Origin of the sequence: Enterobacter sp. Y17 (assembly GCF_019730495.1) — a bacterium.
GTDB classification, from domain to species: Bacteria; Pseudomonadota; Gammaproteobacteria; order Enterobacterales; family Enterobacteriaceae; genus Enterobacter; species Enterobacter asburiae_B.
The window spans coordinates 185,060-200,492 of record NZ_JAASKP010000002.1 but is presented as its reverse complement, the minus strand read 5'-3'; the positions used below and the strand labels follow the sequence as shown (position 1 = coordinate 200,492).

Genomic DNA, 15,433 nt, shown 5'->3' with positions numbered 1-15,433 from the left:
TCCTCAACCATACATAAAGCTGGATTGCTGCCGTCTCGCTTTATCCTGTTCAATGCTATCTATCGTCTCCCGGATTTGACGCGTCAGATCCGTTCCGGAGGCCGTGCTCCCCTGCAGCGTGATGTTATATTCGCTTTTACTCTGATCGACGTAAGAGCGTCCTCCAGTAGCGATGGTCGGCTGATACCCCAGGCTGCCGCCAGAAATCCCCGCGCCCGGAATATAAGCGCTGCCCGCCGGTGAGGATGCCGCTTCTGCTTTTGCCGCAGCGGCGTCGAGATCGCCCGACTCGTTTTTGATAAGACCGAGCTTCTCCAGCAGCCAGCTGGCCTTGCCGCTCAGGCTATTAAAGAGATCAAGCGGTGCCATTAACGCATCGCCCAGCGCCTGACCAAAAATCACGCCAGCGTTTTTACAGCCATCCAGCGTTTCCTGCGTTGCCTTGATCGGCGTAATCAAGTCGGTGAACCATTGCCAGATACCACCCAGCTTCTCCGAGATAGCGTCAAATACTGCCATCACCGGTGAGAACAGCGCCCCCAGCGGTGCGAAAGCCGTCGAAAGCCCTTCCATCACCCCGCCAAAGAAGGCGCTGATGGGCTCCCAGTATTTAAAAATCAGTAAAGCACCGGCAGCAATCGCCGCGCCAAGGGCAATCACCGGCCAGCTAAGCGCGCCCAGCACCGTCATGATGGCGCCTCCCACCACGCTGAATACCGTTCCCAACATCCCGGCCGCGGTAATAACCATATTGACGCCCGTCAGAACCGGGCCGATAACCGTGCCTACGCCACCCAGTACGCCAGCAAACGCCTGCGCGCCGACAACAATGCTGGCGAGGGTCTGCGTCAGCTCAGGGTTGGCATTCACCCAAAGGGAGGCCGTGCCAAGCCAGCCGGTTGCGGTTGTTATCAGGTTGCGCAGAGCGCCATCCGCTTGATCAAATACATCAATCTTCAACCCGTTCCACGCGGCCTGGAATCGGTTGATATCGCCGTCAAGATTATCGGTCTGCACGGAAGCCGCGAGCGCGGTACTGCCCTTTGCCCCCTGCAACTGCTGGCGTTTTTCATCAAGCGATCCATCACCCGCAGCGGAAGCCACCGCCCCCGCAGCTTTTATGGCATCCGGAGTCTGAACGTGGCGCAACATCGCGCTGAGCGCATCCCCGGCGGCGGCACCTTTCATTCCTTTTTCCGCCAGAACGCCAAGCAGCGTGGTGGTCTCTTCAAGCCCCATACCGGATGCACCCGCAGCGGGCGCAGCAGAGGTGACGGCCGCCACCATCTCAGCGAGGCTGGAATTCGAAGAGGTAGAACCGCGCATAAGCACATCTGCGATGCGTCCCGCATCCGTATCGGCCAGGCTATACGCGGCCTGCGTGCTGGCGATCATATCGGCCGCTTTAGCCGCGTCGACACTCCCCGCGAGGCTGAGGTTGACCGTTGGCGCGGTGGCCGCAAGCAGCCCATCGGCGTCATACCCTGAACGAGCCAGTTCGGTTTGTGCCCGGAGGACCGTATCTGCAGGTACTCCAGTCCCGGCACTGACCTCCCGCGCCTGCTGGCGAATCGCCTCAAGCCGGGGATCCCCCTTCGCCAGGCCAAGGTTTGCCTGAATGGCCGACATCTGCTTTTCAAAGCTGATGCCTGGCGCCATAAACCGGGACGTCTGGTCAAATCCCGCTTTTGCCATGCCCGCGCCCGCATTCGCAAGCTGACGCACCCGCGCGGTAACGCGTTTGCCTGACTCGTAGCGATTCTGAACGGCACTCAGCCGCTCCTGCTGCTGATTGACGCGGGCCAGCGCATCCCGCTGTCGGTTAAGCTGCTGCGTTTTTTCACTGATGTGACTTTTTAAACGACGTTCATCCGACGAGAGCGTGCGCGTGTTCACTCCCGCCTGAGCGAGTTCAGTGCGCTGACGCTGCACCGAGTAGCGTAAGCTGTTGTACTCATGCTTCAGGTCGACTGCCGATTTTCGGGCCGCAGTCAGCGCATCAGCCTGCGCCTGGGTGGGGTTTTGCGTGTTTTTAAACTGTACCGCCAGCGCCGCGGCCTGCTGTTTCGCCTGAGCAAGCGACTGCTCCGTCGTGGCGAGCCGGGCATTTGCTTTTCTGAAGCCGTTAATGCGCCCCGCCTGCTCATCGAGCGCCCCCAGCGCCGTCTGCGCATCGCGGATATCGCTCGCGAGAGTGAGGCTGGCGTTCTGGAGAGCGTTAAGCGGTCGGGTTGCCCGGTCGACTGCCTTAAGCAGCTCCTGAAGACTGACATTATTACTCATGGTGGTTTCCGCTTCGCTGCAGCGCTTTTTCGCGCCATAAGAGGAGTTCGGTCACGCTAAGGGAGTACAGTTCTGACGGCGGCCAGTGAAAAATCACCGCGATATCCGCCATCAGATCGTCGACCGACACATTTTCGGGAAATTTTAGCGAGCCGAAGCCGGTGACAAAAAACCGATCACCTTACCTGCAAAAGAGAGCAGATCGCAGGCATCCAGGCGTGCAACCTCATGCTCGGTCAGCGCTGGGGAGGTCATTCGCGGCAGCACCTTAATCAGCGCATCAACGTCAGATTGCGCCAGCGACGCCAGCGATACGCCGCGCAGGGTCCCCGCATTGGGTTTTGCGACGGTCACCTTTTCGATTTTTTGCTCGCCGCGCTGAACGGGGCTATCAAGCGTGACGATATGTGGGTTTTCACTTTCGTTCATGGCGGTCTCGTTGATATGTTCCATTTCGTTACTCTTCTGAAAGTTAACTCACCGGCCGGTCATCCCGGCCGGTTAAAGGGTTACAGGCCGATGGCCTTACGGTGTTCTGCCAGGCGATCGACGCCATCGACTTTGAGCACCATATTGATGATGTCGATTTCGATGATCTCTTTGCCATCAATGGTCAGCTGATAGTAAGCGCACTCGGTGGACATCTTGGTGGTGCCGCTCTCGCCCTGCTTGTTTTCACCGCCATCAAACTCTTTATGACGGCCGCGCATGACGATTTCGACGGCGGAGATTTCGCCGGTATCATCGCGCTGATAAGAGCCGGTAAAGCGCAGCGGCACGCTGTCCGCGCCCGGAGAGGCGTACTGCGCCCACAGCGCGGCGTCCGGCAGACCGCCGACGGTCCACTCCAGCGCCAGGGCATCATCGTCCAGGCCGAGGTCGACAGAGACCGAGCCCGGCATACCGCCGCCGCGATACTTCTCCAGCTTGCGGGTAAGCTTCGGTAGGGTCACGGACTCGACAACGCCCATATAGCTCAGGCCATCGTTGAACATATTTAGGTACTTAAGTTTGCGTGGTAACGCCATGCTTCAGCTCCTTAGCTGTTAACCGAATCTGACAGGTCTGCCAGATAGGTATCGGTGATGCGCTGGCGCAGGGTCAGATTTTCCAGCGGCGGGACAGGGGTGTAGTCGTAATCGATATACAGTTTCCCCGCTTTCAGGGTGGTTGCATCGTTCGACTCAGGGTCATACCAGCAGGAGCCGTCGACGATATAGCCGTTGGTTTTCAGCTCGCGGAACTTGGCGTTAATACCGGAAACGATGTCGCGAATAAGCGTTGGCGTGATGGGTTTATCCATCGCCCACGCGTGCGCTTCCGCCATGGTATCGGCCAGCACCTGTGCGGTACGGGTGTAGTTTTCAAAGACGAATAACGGATCGTCTGAGCAGGTACGGTTACCCCAGAATTTAAAGCCGTCGTTGCGAATCAGCGTGGTGACGCCAGCCTGGTTGAGCAGGTTCGCGTCGGTAGCCTGTTCCTGCAGATCCCAGGAGACAGAAGCGCTTACGCCAGTAACGCCGTTGACGCCAACGTTTGACAGGGTTTTATGCCAGCCCATGGTCTGGTCGATTTTGGCGCGCAGGCCAAGCGCGCGGGCGGTCGCCCAGGCCGTTGTCGTTGCGTTCGTGGTGGTATCCCATGCCAGAAAATCAGGATGGATAACCATCAGCTCGCGCTGGCTGAAGTTTTTGCGATAATTAATCGCTTCAGAAATGGTTTTACATCCCCATGCGCTGACATAGCCGAACGCGCGCAGGCTCTGGCACATGGCGGCCAGTGCGGTCGCCACTTCCTGAGAATCCAGCCCCGGCACGCCGAGAATACGTGGCTTGACGCCGGTTACCGTTTTCGCCGTGAGAAGCGCCTTCAGACCGGTATATTTACCGTTTTCATCGGTAGTACCGATGATGTTGGAAACGGTCTGCTTGCGCGCCTCTTCCGGGGTTTCAGCGGTGCCTTCGGCCACGCGAACAACCACGACAACCGGTTTGCACTGGTCGGCGATCGCCTGCAGAGAAGCGGACAGCGTCCCCGCCTTGCCGGCTTTCGCAATCGCGTTTTGCACGTTGGTAATGAGCACGGGCTCGTTTAAAGGAAATGTCTTGTCGTCAGCATCGCTGGCCGTACAGACCATGCCGATGATTGCCGTCGAGACAGTGGAAATGGTGCGGGTGCCATCGTTGATTTCGATAACTTCCACGCCGTGGTGAAAATCACTCATCCGTTTAACTCCTTGGTTAGTTGGTGAGTGATATTGTCGCGGCTGGGCTTGCTATGAGCTAACCATCCCTGTCCAGCGGCCGCTGGCACAACGATTGTCCGACTATCGTGGCGGGGAATTTTTTATAAAGCGTGGAAATACCCACATCAAAAATTAACGCAACGCGCTGTCGGGATTCCCCGGAAGCAATCAGCCTGCCAGCCTGAGCCCATTCCTCCTGCGTCAATTTAGGGCGTCTGCCACCAATTCGTCCCTGTTCTCGCGCTGCGGCCAGCCCGGCGCACGTCCTCTCGACAATGAGTTCACGCTCCATTTCAGCAAGCGCCCCCATGATATGGAAGAAGAAACGCCCCATTGGCGTTGAGGTATCAATGCTATCAGTCAAACTGCGGAAGTTAATGCTTCGCTGGCGTAGTTCCTCGGTCATTGAAACGAGGTGGCGCATACTGCGCCCGAGCCGATCAAGTTTCCATACAACGAGAGTATCGCCCGCATTAAGTTGTCTGAGGGCTCGATTGAGCCCAGGTCTGTTTGTCGATTTACCGCTGATTTTATCTTCAAAAATGAGCTCACATCCTGAACGCTGCAGCGCGTCACGCTGTAAGGCGGTGTTTTGTTCATTTGTTGACACACGTACGTATCCAATAAGCATGGTATTTCTCTCCGTCAAAACCGGAAATCATGCCATTTAATGGATAAACACGCATTTTCAAAAACCTTGGTTTGGGAGAAGGCTCTGCTTTGCCTGTCGGTGTACCCGTTCCGTGGCCGTCAGCAACTCCACCGACGGGGTGGCTTAAATGCAACGGAGCGGCGTTCACAGCCTCCCAGTACCCTAAATTGGCTCTGGCTTATCCTGCACTCAGATTACCTGATTTACGCGGTGAGTTTATCCGTGGCTGGGATGATGGACGTGGAGTTGATTCAGGGCGTAGCTTACTGTCGGCTCAGGGGGATGCTATTCAAAATATTGTCGGGACGTTGGGAAGAACCCAGCTATTTCAAGATACGATGTACACTGGTCCGTTTAATCAAATCGACCAGCTAGGTTCCGTTGGTTTGTCTCCTGCTCCCGGCCCTGCTGTTGGATATGGTGCCTGTAACTGGTCTTTTGATGCATCACGCGCAGTCCGCACTGCAACTGAAACTCGTGCGCGAAACATCGCATTTAACTACATCGTGAGGGCTGCATGATGGCTAAAGCTGAATTAAATCAGGACATGATCGCCACGATGGCAGGGGAAATCACCGTGTTTAACTACGATGGTGAGACACGCGAATATCTGTCCTCATCCGTTGAGTACATCGCCGTGGGGGTCAGTATTCCTGCAAATTCGTGCATTGACGCTCCGGGAGAGGGTAAAACCGGCTTTGCCATTTGCCGTACAGAAGACCTTTCATCATGGGAATATATCACTGACCACCGTGGTGAAACGGTATACAGCACAGAGACGATGCAACAAGTTGAAGTGACGGCACTGGGGGAATATCCCGAAGGTGCAACGCCCAATGCACCTGCATCACCGTACGATAAATGGGACGGAGAAAAATGGGTCACGGATTCTGCCGCAAAATATGAAGGTGATATTGCTGATGCAGAACAATACCGACAAACACTCCTCGCTCAGGTAGATGAACTAACCTCCGACTGGCGAGTGGAGCTGATGCTCGGTGATATCAGTGAAGAAAACAAAAAGAAACTGTCGTCTTGGATGGCTTATAAAGCTGCGATTAAAGCCGTCGATGTTTCGACGGCTCCTGATGTTAGCTGGCCTGCTCAGCCGGAGGTGTAGGCCATTTGATATTCGGTGCAGCGTCAGGAACGACCGCCTGCAATTCCTTTATGTAGGTCAGCCAGAGCATCAGGCTGGCCTTATCTTTATCACTGATAATGCCTAACTGCAGCTCCGTCTGCCATAGGCTGATCGTTGCCTGCGCTTTAACTAATAAAGCTGATTTTTGCTTTTCTGCAGCTTCCACGTCTGCGGTATGTAGCTTGTCGGTATTTGTAACCCACTCGCTGCCGTTCCACGTATCGTATGGCGTAGCAGGAGCCAGCGTCGTGGTCTCTTCTGGGTAATCCCCTGGTAAAGATACAACAAGTGCTTCACCAGTTTTGGTGCCGTAGATTGTTTCACCTCGATGGTCGGTAACATATTCCCACGCCGTAAAGTCTGCTGTACGACAAATGGCAAAACCCTCCTTTTGCTCTCCTGGCGCATCAGTACAGGATAAGGCTGGAATACCGACCCCCACGGCGAGATACTCAACGGATGAGGACTGTAATTCACGGGACTCACCGTTAAAGTTATAGACGATAATATCCCCAGCCACAGTGGCGATAAATTCACTATTTAGTTCAGCTTTTGCCATTATGCGGCCCTCACGATGTAGTTAAATGCGACGTTCCGTGGTCTTGCCACACCACCCACTGCGGATTGACCACTAACTGTTGTGCTTAATTGTGCGGTTGAGTACGGGATAGTGCCATTTGACGACAGCCGGTTAACAGCAAAAGGCTTTTGATAATTAGCCATTGAATCCATGCCCACACCATCCATTAATGGTTTGTAGTCAGGAGGTGCGTATACATGCATGGTGTTCATCACATCATCTTCTGTACTGCCGGAAATAGATACAGCCATCAAACTACCCATCTGAAGCGATAGCAGGCCGCGCCCTGAATCAACTCCACGTCCATCATCCCAGCCACGGATAAACTCACCGCGTAAATCAGGTAATCTGAGTGCAGGATAAGCCAGAGCCAATTTAGGGTACTGGGAGGCTGTGAACGCCGCTCCGTTGCATTTAAGCCACCCCGTCGGTGGAGTTGCTGACGGCCACGGAACGGGTACACCCACCGGCAAAGCAGAGCCTTCTCCCAAACCAAGGTTTTTGAGAACCTCGGCGCTCAACCCTGCATCGGCAATTTCTTTTAACGCATTGGCGATTAAAGGGTACTGTTTATGCGGATTATCAGCAGCAATATGCTTTTTCATCTGATCATCAGCGTAGCCCTTTACCTCAATAACTTTATCGTCAACGTACTGACGCGTTGCCAGCACAACCGACGGATCAATTTTCAGGGAAATTGATGATGTGCTCGACACAATAAGAATCATGCGGATGGTCTGCGTGCGGCCACTGCCTTCCTGCAGCTGAGGCTTATATGTCTCCGGGCAGTTAGCCACGGCGATCAGAATGCCGTCGTCGTCGTAGAGACCGATCTCTCGGATCCAGAAACCGCCCTCATTCTCGGGAATAATCTGTTCAGCGATGATCTGGCTGGTATTGTTTGGGTCAACAGCGAGCAGGTTCAGCGGCGCTATGCGTTTTTGGTTGACGAGCTTCGTCTGCGCCGGGTCGGGGGTTGGCAACGTTCCGTTGGCGTCGCCTACCGCCATTTGCGTCAGGTTGAGTTGCGTACCAAGTGCCGTCGCGTTAGCTAGCCGCGCCGCGCCCTGATTCGTCAGTATGGCAAAATATTTTGCGGTCATGCGTTCACTCTCAGGTTATCAATCAAATGGATGGCCGAGGCCGGGTAATAATCACCACAGACAATAAGTTCCTCAGTGGTATAGGGGTAAACAGCCAGCGCATCGCCGTGATAGCATCCTGCGCCAACATAAAACTCTCCCGTTGAGCTCAGGCTGATAGCCAGCCCGGTCATGTGTCTACTTGCCGGTTTGGCATCCTCAATGAGCCGTTCAAGCTCCTGATATATTTCGTCAGTGATGCCGTTATCAAGCACACCGACAACCAGACGGAATGTGCCAGGCTCCTCACCGAGCTGCCACCACTCGCGCACCTCAATCAAAAAGCCAAGCGGTTCCACCACACGACGCAATGCGCTGATGGTTCCTTTGTGCTGATGGACGAAAAACGAGGACATAATGACGCTGCGCTTCGTGCTCTCCGGCCACGCCTCATCCCAACGGTCTACCGACAGCGCCCATGCCAGGTAGGGAAGTAAATTCACCGGGCACGCGCTGGGGTTCCATAAGGTGCGTAGCGGTACCGGCACTCGTTCAATATTCGAGAGCGCAGCGGCAGCGGCGACTTCCAGCGGCGAGGATCCAACGGGTAACAGCCTTTCACTCATCCGAACCCCCGATCGCTATCTGATACGAGGTACAGTTCGAGGCCTGCGACTTACTCAGTACAATGTCAGAGTGGGGAGATTCCAGTTCCACGCGCTGCACGCCTTCAACGTGAAGTGCTGCATAGATGGCCGAGAGACGGATATCGCGTCCAAGGCGATGCTGCGCGCTGATATAATTCCGCAGCTTCTGCTCTGCAGCTTGCCTGATGGGTTCAGCTTCTGGTCCGGGATAAACGTAGAGCGTTGCGTTTATCTTGTAAGGCACAATTTCTGCTGACTGGACAGTTACACGATCGCCGACCGGGCGGACGGTTTCAGCGTTAAGCGCTTTTTCAACAACCGCCAGTAGTTCAGGACGAGCGGTACCATCCCCCTCACGGGATAACACCGAAATCGTCACGTATGCGGGCTGAGGGCTTTCAACCGAAACGTCAGCGACCCGCCCGTCGGCACTTCGACCATGATATTCATAGGCTCCAACCGGCCCCGCGACGCTCAACCCTTCAAAGGCCTGCTGCGCACGCAGTCGCAGGTCAGCATCAGACTCCATGACGGCAGCCGTTGGCGGAATGGTAGTGTCATCGCCCGGGGTGATGGTCAGGCGTTCGGTATTATTGTTTCCCGCAATAACGTCCAGATCGTGACCGGAAGAATAGGCCAGCGTCACGGCCAGCGCAGCCTCATTAACCCGCTGGCGCCAGATAACTTCCCGGTAGGCATTCTCCTGCAGCAGCTTCACAATCGGCTCGGATTCCAGCGTCAGCGTCCGTGCAATCGCCTCTCGCTCCTCTTCCGGATAGAGGGAGACAAAGGTGGCCTTTCGTTCTGCCAACAGCGTTTCATAATCCACCTCCTCCACGACATCAGGCGCGGCGAGCTGGCTCAGATCAACAATAGCCATAGCGTTTAACTCAGTGAAATGGTGATAGAAAAGGATTGCCCGGAGGTCGGGCGCGTGCCGGTGATATCGACATACAACGTCCCGTCGTTCTCCGAACGCTCGAAAGTGATGGCCGTCAGGCTTATTCGCGGCTCCCATTTCTGGATGGCGGAATAACAGGCGGCCATGATTTGCAGACGCAGCGCCGGGCTCTGCGGCCTGTCGATCATCGCCGCCAGCAGCGAGCCGTAATCCCGCCGCATGACCCGCGAGCCAATCGGCGTAATCAGAATGTCGCGCACGCTTTGCCGGATGTGTTCCGCCTCTGAAAGGCTAAGCCCGGTCTGCCTGTTCATCCCCCTGTAACGCACCGTCATTGTGTCCCCTTAGTCCAGCTTCCGCCGCTTTGCACACTGCCGTGCGCGTGGTTATCCACCTGCACCCCGTTGGAGGTGAATTTACCGCCGGAATGCTCAATATTTCCGGCCATCACACCGCCCTTCTGCACTTCAAGAGAGGCAGTAATTAACTTGTTAGTGCACACCACTTCAGGCGTATCCAGCGTGATGCGGGACGTTGACGTCACCCTCACCTCCGGCACGGTGGCGGTCAGCGATTCAGAGGCGGTAATATCGGCCGTTTTAATGCCTGTAACCGTCAGCGCCCCGTGACCGGGTTCGTACTCGATGACCGCCCCGTCAGGAAACGAGACGTGGAACGCATCAGGCGACCCGGACGGCGCCGGATGGTCGTCAGAGAAAATGCCGGGCAGCACAAAGGCGGTATCAAGCTCGCCGCCGATGGCCAGCAGCAGCACCTGCTCTCCCTCGGAAGGGGCCCACCAGACGCGTGAACGTCCCGCACGACAGGTGAGCCAGTTCAGCCAGGTGGTTTTCATCCCGCCGGTCTGGACACGACAAAGCCCTCTGCTGAGGTCAACATCGGTCACAACACCGATACGAATAAGATTGCGGATCGCGCGAGCGATGCCGTTCATGGAAGTTAATGTATTCATGAGAAGAGAATGCCGTTCAGGAGGAACGGCAGCAACGAGACGGGGTTTTCTGCGGGATGATACAACAAGCGGTCCAGACGGCAGTCGGATGGCGGCCTTCAGCGCGGGGAAATTACTCCTCCCACTGGCTGACCAGCTCGCCGTTAACGTACAGCGCCTTCGGACGCGTGACGGGCTCCGGCAGCGGCGGCTCGGGGGAATACGTCGCGTGCAGAGCGCCCTGCTCCTGGGAAACAAGAATACGCTCGGTTAATTGCACGCTGATGGTGATATCCATCGTATCGTCATCGTTTAAGACGATCGCGAAGGTGTAACCGTTTTTGCGGCCTTCATCGAGGGTAAAAATATCCGGCTGGTTTACCCGAAGCCAGGCCAGCACCGGGACGAAAAATCCCTCGCTGTCGCCGGTGAAGCCGCTAACCTTCGCGTTCAGCGCATACCGCTTTTCAAAGGAGAGCGAGGAGGCCTGGCGGGCGTCAATATTGCCGCCTCCGACCGACATCTGCAGGCGCTCCGGGTTGGCATTGAGTTGGGGGATCGCGTCAATTAATGCCTGACGCAGGCTCTTGAGTTTGTGCATCGAGTTTATCCTGACAGTCTTTAATGGTTTCAACCTGCAGCGCGCAGGCGATAAGGGCGTATTCCAGCCTGCGAATATCCGCGCTGAGATCGCCGTTAGTGGCGGGTTCGCTCCCCGGCATCGGGCAGCGGCTCACCTTCGGGCAGGCGTTGTAAACAATGGGCTGCAGAGGCGCAGGCGGTGCGGGTGTGCAGCCTGCGGACAGCATCAGGCAGCTGAGCGGTATACCAGCGGCGTAACGCTTCATTTTCATTGAGTAATCTCCCGATAGTCGCTTCCCGTCTTGCCCTCTCCTCGCCCGCGGTGACAAGCTCCTCACGGAGCCTGACCTGGGCGTTTTCATTTGCTCTGGCCATTCGCTGCGACAGGGACAGCTGCTGATTAAGCGTGGCGAGGGCCGTTTTTTGCTCGCTGGCGACCCGGTTGGCCGCGGCTAAGGAACGGGACAGGTTCAGGTTGTCATGACGAAGCCACAGCGCGATGGCCAGCAGCCCGGCCAGCGCCAGCATGAGCGTTCTCACGGCAGCCCCTTCATGCACCAGGCCTTCTCGCGGACGCGACGGTTTTCCAGCCCGGCATTTTTGACGCCGTTGACGTACACCCAGCGGGTAAGCTGCCCGCATGCCTGCGGCCACTGTTTACGTTTGATAAAGGACACCAGCGTCGAACGGCAGGCAGCGCCTGCGCCGACATTAAAGGTAAAACTCACCAGCGCGTCATAGACCCGGGGCGGCATCTCTACCGGTGCACACGCCGCCAGACGCCGCTCAACATTGAGCACATCAGCAACCAGGTTTACCGCAGCCTCACGCTCGGTAATGTCCCGCGTCGGCACAACGTTTGCCGTGTGGCCAATGCCGGACGTCCATACGCCGGCGCTACACCGGTAGGGCGAGAGGCGACATCCTTCGAGATCGGCAATCAACGCCAATCCTTCCGGGGACGTTTTCAGTAATCGAAAGTCAGGCATCAGCACCGCCAGGGCCAGCACGCCGGCGACGCTGCAACGCTTAATGATTGAGTTCACGAATGCTCTTCTTATCGAGGCCAAGAGACTGGAGATAGCGCCAGGTTTTTCGCTTAAACCAGTAATTCGTTAGCGCGGTAAAAATGGCGCACAGACTCCCCACGTACAGCGCGACTTTTTCAGGAGACATCGCCCCGAACCAGGCCAGCGCCACGGCCAGCCAGTAGGCGATAAACGTGGTGATTTTCTCCAGGCTCAGTCCCATAGGTTTACGGATTCTTTTGTGGGGGCGCTATTCACCTCCGGCATCTCTACCGGCGTGCCGTGAGGCAAGATAACGCCTAACTCCGCGAGGCCAGGATTGGCCTTCAGAACGGCTTCAACGACGCCAGCCGTGCGCCCATAAAAGCGGGCGCAAACGGCATCAAGCGTGTCCCCCTGCATTGCATAGATTTTCATCAGACGCTCCCAACATCCGGTTTCCAGGTACCGTAGAGTTTCCCGGGCCAGCAGGCTTTTCGCTATCGCTGACGGATGGACAATCGCGGGCACAACAGATCGTCCGCGAGCGGCGAAGCGTGGTTCAACGGAAGCGCAAAACAGGAATGAGGGTGTTGGTACGGGTGATGACGCCGGGGCTAGCGCCAGCTCTCGTCTTCCCAGACTTCCCGGAGGATAGCGTCCAGCGCCTCGCGATCGGCTTCTTTTTCAAGCCCCTGGAGCTCGACACCCGTCACCGATCCTATTTTCACGTTCACCCGCGATGACGGAAACAGGTAGCGTATTCTGCGGGTCAGTTCGCACTGAAAGGCCTCAACGACGGCATGATCGATCTGCTGATCTTTATCGAGAGTAATGTTCACCCGAACGTTGCCCTCTTTTTTGATTCGTTCCGGAACAGGCGATGCTGAGAACACAACGGTAAATGCGTTGTTCTTGATTAAATTTCCCCGCGCAATCTCAGCAATCAAATTCAGGGCAATCTCACGATCTCTTTCCTGACACGTTCCTTCCGTCGTCAGTCGCGCAATCAGCTCGACTCGTTCAATCATGACCTGCTCGTTCAACTCTCTGTCCACACAACCTCCACCACGAGATACTGTATAAACATACAGTAGCACGTATTCACAAAAAGAGTGAAGCGAAAAATCAGAACCCTTCACGGTATGTACATGATATGGATGGAGATTAGCGTGCCCTCTGAGCGAAGAGATCCATTAAAAGCCCAATACGTTCAAGGATTTTCCGCGCCTTTTGCTGGTAAGAACACGGTGCCGGAAATAGCGATCCGTCAGCTGCGCCCCTGCACCATTTATTGTTAAAGCGGCTGATGCCTCCCGCCATCAGATGCAGGGCTTCTGCCCGGCTGATGGCTATCCCGGTGGCGAGCCGTATCTCATCGATCACCTTCTCCGGCACGCCGTTCTGCGGGTCGCTCGCGAAGACGACGGACGCTGTCGCGCCAGGGCGGATGAATTTGATGCGTTCGGTTAACGCCCGCCTCGCACGTCGGCTGAGGGGTTGAGAAAGATCGGTCTGCGTACAGTTATTGACAGAACTCCGAGAGGATACGGGCGCGTCCTTAAGATCCGCGGCCCGCTTCGGCACAATTTTCCACTGCGTGAGCCGGGTTAAAACTGGGCTGCCCGCGCCAACGGCAGAATCGTACACGCCGCGGATGCGGACCGTTTCCTCGCCGTACTGGTTAAACCCGGCGCGCGGCTCATACAGCGTGCGCACCTGTAAATCATCGCGACGCACAAACGGCCCGCCCTGCGCAGTAACGTAACCCGCCCAGTCCCCGGCGTCGGCAGCCTCCTGGACGGCGGCAAACTCAACGCTCAGACCGCGCGCGGCATCGCTATCCACCAGACGTCGCAGCTCGCGGTAGACCGTAACCGGCGCGCCGCCGATGAACTGAAACTGGCGAATGTGCCAGCGCCCTGCCCAGGCCGACACGGCGGACGCCGTCTCCTTCAGCAGACCACCGCTTTCGTTATCGGTCTCGCCATCGAGCGCATAGCCGTCGATATTCTTTGAGATGTATTTGGCGATATAGCCGGTAGCGCTGCCTTTCTGCGGATCGATCGCGTCCGCGTGAAAGCGCGCCTGTCTGGCGTCTTCGCTCTGCAGCTCAGCGCCATCCTCCTGCCGGGCGTAATCCCCGATAATCCGGCGAACGCATTCGACGTCTTCCGGCAGCATAAACATCAGCATGTGCCAGTGGGGTGTACCGTCGTGATGGGGTTCCGCAACGCGGATACCAAAGATACGGCGCCCGTCCCGGTGCAATTTTGCCCGGATACGCGCCCACAGTCGGGTAAAGTAGAGTTGCGTATCCGCCGGGCTGGCCCCGTTCCACTTCGCGTTGGGGAAGCCTGATTTCAGCGTCGCGTGATACTGCGCGGGCGCGGTTAAGGTATAGAACTCGCCCACGTAGCCCAGCGCCTCACAGATATTTTCAAACCCGCGGATGCGGGTCATCAGTTCACAGCGACGTATCGCCGGGTTGGCCGCCGAGCTGTCGTATTTTTCAATCAGGCTGATGCGGTTGCCCTCTTCATCTTCCAGCTCCATGCCCTTGAGAAATTCGCGCGTGCGGCGCTTCTGCTCGCGCCACTCGGTCACGCAGCGTTTGCTCGCATACGCCGCTTTTCGCTTGCTGACGTTGCCGAGGGCAATCTGCAGATGCTCGCGCCAGGCAGCCGCGACCCGACGCAGACGCCCGCGCCACCACGCCTCGGAAAACATGCGGATCACCGCCGCGGCAACGTCATCTTTGTTGAAAAACGTCTTCGACACCCGCTCCCAGTGCGGAGGCGACACGTTGAACTGTCGGGCGATCAGTCCGGCGCGCTGATACCAGACGTACAGCGTCTGGTATTCACCCATCTCAGCATCGTTAATATTCGCCAGCTCGCCGCGAATAAAGCTGGCGATATCTGCGGCCAGCAGGTCGATGTCCGCGCGGGACATATCCGGAAGGCGGTTATAGCGGGCCACCAGTTCGACCATCCGCGAGGCGAGGTATTGCAGAAGCTGAGTGTCGAAATGGCCGTCAAACACGGCCCTCGAGACCTCGTCGTGCAGGCCTGTGCAGGCATAGCGTTCAGAGACCCGCCTCAGACGGGGTAACATCCTTTTGCAGAAGCGGATCAAAAAGGCGTTAGCCTGCGGGCTGCCCCTATGCTGTTCGAGGGCGTCAACCGTGCGCCAGACCTCGAAGCGTACGCAGTCAGGCTGCTGTGAGAGGGAAATTCTTGCCTGCTGCAGCGCCGCGAAAAGGCGATCGCGGCGCTGCTGTTGGGCGTGGGTGAGATAAGGGCTGGCAATGGCCGACCGTGGGGCATTCCACGGATAAGCAAATGACGTAGCCAAC

General features: G+C 56.8%; 22 protein-coding genes. 2 read left to right on the top strand and 20 right to left on the bottom strand.

All coding sequences use genetic code 11. From position 1 onward, the window contains the following. Positions 1 to 3 precede the first annotated feature (3 nt). The 6 genes from HCH49_RS15265 to HCH49_RS15240 are packed head-to-tail and all read right to left on the bottom strand — an operon-like array spanning position 4 to position 5,162. Positions 4 to 2,283, bottom strand: coding sequence for a phage tail tape measure protein (locus tag HCH49_RS15265; RefSeq protein WP_221702941.1), 2,280 nt, complete (start codon positions 2,281 to 2,283; stop codon positions 4 to 6). Beyond that, positions 2,276 to 2,395: a GpE family phage tail protein gene (locus HCH49_RS15260; RefSeq protein ID WP_023616176.1), complete on the bottom strand. Its 120-nt coding sequence runs from the start codon at positions 2,393 to 2,395 to the stop codon at positions 2,276 to 2,278. The genes HCH49_RS15265 and HCH49_RS15260 overlap by 8 nt, the downstream gene beginning before the upstream one ends. Positions 2,396 to 2,427: 32 nt before the next feature. Then, positions 2,428 to 2,736, bottom strand: coding sequence for a phage tail assembly protein (locus tag HCH49_RS15255; protein ID WP_033146681.1), 309 nt, complete (start codon positions 2,734 to 2,736; stop codon positions 2,428 to 2,430). A 56-nt stretch (positions 2,737 to 2,792) separates the two neighbouring features. Next, entirely contained in the window at positions 2,793 to 3,311 is a 519-nt protein-coding gene (locus tag HCH49_RS15250) for a phage major tail tube protein (RefSeq protein WP_023309235.1), read from the bottom strand. 11 nt (positions 3,312 to 3,322) lie between these two features. Beyond that, a complete protein-coding gene (locus tag HCH49_RS15245; RefSeq protein WP_047060339.1) occupies positions 3,323 to 4,510 on the bottom strand; it encodes a phage tail sheath protein in 1,188 nt (395 codons plus the stop codon). Positions 4,511 to 4,568: 58 nt separating this feature from the next. Continuing rightward, entirely contained in the window at positions 4,569 to 5,162 is a 594-nt protein-coding gene (locus HCH49_RS15240; RefSeq protein WP_033146684.1) for a recombinase family protein, read from the bottom strand. A 71-nt stretch (positions 5,163 to 5,233) separates the two neighbouring features. On the opposite strand from HCH49_RS15240, the gene HCH49_RS15235 reads away from it, so the two are divergent. Beyond that, positions 5,234 to 5,704 (top strand): phage tail protein, encoded by a 471-nt coding sequence (locus HCH49_RS15235; RefSeq protein ID WP_221702940.1) that lies wholly within the window; start codon positions 5,234 to 5,236, stop codon positions 5,702 to 5,704. After that, positions 5,704 to 6,303: a tail fiber assembly protein gene (locus HCH49_RS15230; protein ID WP_221702995.1), complete on the top strand. Its 600-nt coding sequence runs from the start codon at positions 5,704 to 5,706 to the stop codon at positions 6,301 to 6,303. Before HCH49_RS15235 ends, HCH49_RS15230 begins: the two co-directional genes overlap by 1 nt. On the opposite strand, the gene HCH49_RS15225 is transcribed toward HCH49_RS15230, so the two are convergent. The 14 genes from HCH49_RS15225 to HCH49_RS15165 all read right to left on the bottom strand — a co-directional run bounded on the left by HCH49_RS15225 (position 6,275) and on the right by HCH49_RS15165 (position 15,432). Next, positions 6,275 to 6,883, bottom strand: coding sequence for a tail fiber assembly protein (locus HCH49_RS15225; protein ID WP_182073056.1), 609 nt, complete (start codon positions 6,881 to 6,883; stop codon positions 6,275 to 6,277). The genes HCH49_RS15230 and HCH49_RS15225 overlap by 29 nt on opposite strands. Next, complete coding sequence (locus HCH49_RS15220) at positions 6,883 to 8,007, bottom strand: phage tail protein (protein ID WP_221702939.1); 1,125 nt, start codon at positions 8,005 to 8,007, stop codon at positions 6,883 to 6,885. The genes HCH49_RS15225 and HCH49_RS15220 overlap by 1 nt, the downstream gene beginning before the upstream one ends. Then, a complete protein-coding gene (locus tag HCH49_RS15215) occupies positions 8,004 to 8,612 on the bottom strand; it encodes a phage tail protein I (RefSeq protein ID WP_221702938.1) in 609 nt (202 codons plus the stop codon). Before HCH49_RS15215 ends, HCH49_RS15220 begins: the two co-directional genes overlap by 4 nt. Continuing rightward, entirely contained in the window at positions 8,605 to 9,513 is a 909-nt protein-coding gene (locus HCH49_RS15210; protein ID WP_039260509.1) for a baseplate assembly protein, read from the bottom strand. Before HCH49_RS15210 ends, HCH49_RS15215 begins: the two co-directional genes overlap by 8 nt. Before the next feature lie 5 nt (positions 9,514 to 9,518). Then, positions 9,519 to 9,869 (bottom strand): GPW/gp25 family protein, encoded by a 351-nt coding sequence (locus tag HCH49_RS15205; protein WP_064673337.1) that lies wholly within the window; start codon positions 9,867 to 9,869, stop codon positions 9,519 to 9,521. Beyond that, complete coding sequence (locus HCH49_RS15200; protein WP_033146689.1) at positions 9,866 to 10,507, bottom strand: phage baseplate assembly protein V; 642 nt, start codon at positions 10,505 to 10,507, stop codon at positions 9,866 to 9,868. Before HCH49_RS15200 ends, HCH49_RS15205 begins: the two co-directional genes overlap by 4 nt. 112 nt (positions 10,508 to 10,619) lie before the next feature. Then, positions 10,620 to 11,087, bottom strand: a complete 468-nt coding sequence (locus tag HCH49_RS15195; RefSeq protein ID WP_033146690.1) for a phage tail protein — start codon at positions 11,085 to 11,087, stop codon at positions 10,620 to 10,622. Beyond that, complete coding sequence (lysC, locus tag HCH49_RS15190; protein WP_231926973.1) at positions 11,050 to 11,295, bottom strand: Rz1-like lysis system protein LysC; 246 nt, start codon at positions 11,293 to 11,295, stop codon at positions 11,050 to 11,052. The genes HCH49_RS15195 and lysC overlap by 38 nt, the downstream gene beginning before the upstream one ends. Further along, complete coding sequence (lysB, locus tag HCH49_RS22240; protein ID WP_071891638.1) at positions 11,183 to 11,596, bottom strand: Rz-like lysis system protein LysB; 414 nt, start codon at positions 11,594 to 11,596, stop codon at positions 11,183 to 11,185. The genes lysC and lysB overlap by 113 nt, the downstream gene beginning before the upstream one ends. Before the next feature lie 8 nt (positions 11,597 to 11,604). After that, a complete protein-coding gene (locus HCH49_RS15185) occupies positions 11,605 to 12,114 on the bottom strand; it encodes a lysozyme (RefSeq protein ID WP_048981243.1) in 510 nt (169 codons plus the stop codon). After that, complete coding sequence (locus tag HCH49_RS15180) at positions 12,098 to 12,319, bottom strand: HP1 family phage holin (RefSeq protein ID WP_029741404.1); 222 nt, start codon at positions 12,317 to 12,319, stop codon at positions 12,098 to 12,100. Before HCH49_RS15180 ends, HCH49_RS15185 begins: the two co-directional genes overlap by 17 nt. Further along, positions 12,310 to 12,513: a tail protein X gene (locus HCH49_RS15175; protein ID WP_023309248.1), complete on the bottom strand. Its 204-nt coding sequence runs from the start codon at positions 12,511 to 12,513 to the stop codon at positions 12,310 to 12,312. Before HCH49_RS15175 ends, HCH49_RS15180 begins: the two co-directional genes overlap by 10 nt. 179 nt (positions 12,514 to 12,692) lie before the next feature. Next, a complete protein-coding gene (locus HCH49_RS15170; protein WP_196355060.1) occupies positions 12,693 to 13,133 on the bottom strand; it encodes a DinI-like family protein in 441 nt (146 codons plus the stop codon). Between the two features lie 109 nt (positions 13,134 to 13,242). Further along, positions 13,243 to 15,432, bottom strand: coding sequence for a replication endonuclease (locus HCH49_RS15165; protein ID WP_221702937.1), 2,190 nt, complete (start codon positions 15,430 to 15,432; stop codon positions 13,243 to 13,245). Position 15,433 lies beyond the last annotated feature (1 nt).

What these genes read in the sequence shown, in the direction of transcription:
- HCH49_RS15265 (WP_221702941.1), bottom strand. Translation starts at nt 2,283, where the DNA reads ATGAGTAATAATGTCAGTCTTCAGGAGCTGCTTAAGGCAGTCGACCGG.
- HCH49_RS15260 (WP_023616176.1), bottom strand. Translation starts at nt 2,395, where the DNA reads ATGGCGGATATCGCGGTGATTTTTCACTGGCCGCCGTCAGAACTGTAC.
- HCH49_RS15255 (WP_033146681.1), bottom strand. Translation starts at nt 2,736, where the DNA reads ATGGAACATATCAACGAGACCGCCATGAACGAAAGTGAAAACCCACAT.
- HCH49_RS15250 (WP_023309235.1), bottom strand. Translation starts at nt 3,311, where the DNA reads ATGGCGTTACCACGCAAACTTAAGTACCTAAATATGTTCAACGATGGC.
- HCH49_RS15245 (WP_047060339.1), bottom strand. Translation starts at nt 4,510, where the DNA reads ATGAGTGATTTTCACCACGGCGTGGAAGTTATCGAAATCAACGATGGC.
- HCH49_RS15240 (WP_033146684.1), bottom strand. Translation starts at nt 5,162, where the DNA reads ATGCTTATTGGATACGTACGTGTGTCAACAAATGAACAAAACACCGCC.
- HCH49_RS15230 (WP_221702995.1), top strand. Translation starts at nt 5,704, where the DNA reads ATGGCTAAAGCTGAATTAAATCAGGACATGATCGCCACGATGGCAGGG.
- HCH49_RS15225 (WP_182073056.1), bottom strand. Translation starts at nt 6,883, where the DNA reads ATGGCAAAAGCTGAACTAAATAGTGAATTTATCGCCACTGTGGCTGGG.
- HCH49_RS15220 (WP_221702939.1), bottom strand. Translation starts at nt 8,007, where the DNA reads ATGACCGCAAAATATTTTGCCATACTGACGAATCAGGGCGCGGCGCGG.
- HCH49_RS15215 (WP_221702938.1), bottom strand. Translation starts at nt 8,612, where the DNA reads ATGAGTGAAAGGCTGTTACCCGTTGGATCCTCGCCGCTGGAAGTCGCC.
- HCH49_RS15210 (WP_039260509.1), bottom strand. Translation starts at nt 9,513, where the DNA reads ATGGCTATTGTTGATCTGAGCCAGCTCGCCGCGCCTGATGTCGTGGAG.
- HCH49_RS15205 (WP_064673337.1), bottom strand. Translation starts at nt 9,869, where the DNA reads ATGACGGTGCGTTACAGGGGGATGAACAGGCAGACCGGGCTTAGCCTT.
- HCH49_RS15200 (WP_033146689.1), bottom strand. Translation starts at nt 10,507, where the DNA reads ATGAATACATTAACTTCCATGAACGGCATCGCTCGCGCGATCCGCAAT.
- HCH49_RS15195 (WP_033146690.1), bottom strand. Translation starts at nt 11,087, where the DNA reads ATGCACAAACTCAAGAGCCTGCGTCAGGCATTAATTGACGCGATCCCC.
- lysC (WP_231926973.1), bottom strand. Translation starts at nt 11,295, where the DNA reads ATGCTGTCCGCAGGCTGCACACCCGCACCGCCTGCGCCTCTGCAGCCC.
- lysB (WP_071891638.1), bottom strand. Translation starts at nt 11,596, where the DNA reads ATGCTGGCGCTGGCCGGGCTGCTGGCCATCGCGCTGTGGCTTCGTCAT.
- HCH49_RS15180 (WP_029741404.1), bottom strand. Translation starts at nt 12,319, where the DNA reads ATGGGACTGAGCCTGGAGAAAATCACCACGTTTATCGCCTACTGGCTG.
- HCH49_RS15175 (WP_023309248.1), bottom strand. Translation starts at nt 12,513, where the DNA reads ATGAAAATCTATGCAATGCAGGGGGACACGCTTGATGCCGTTTGCGCC.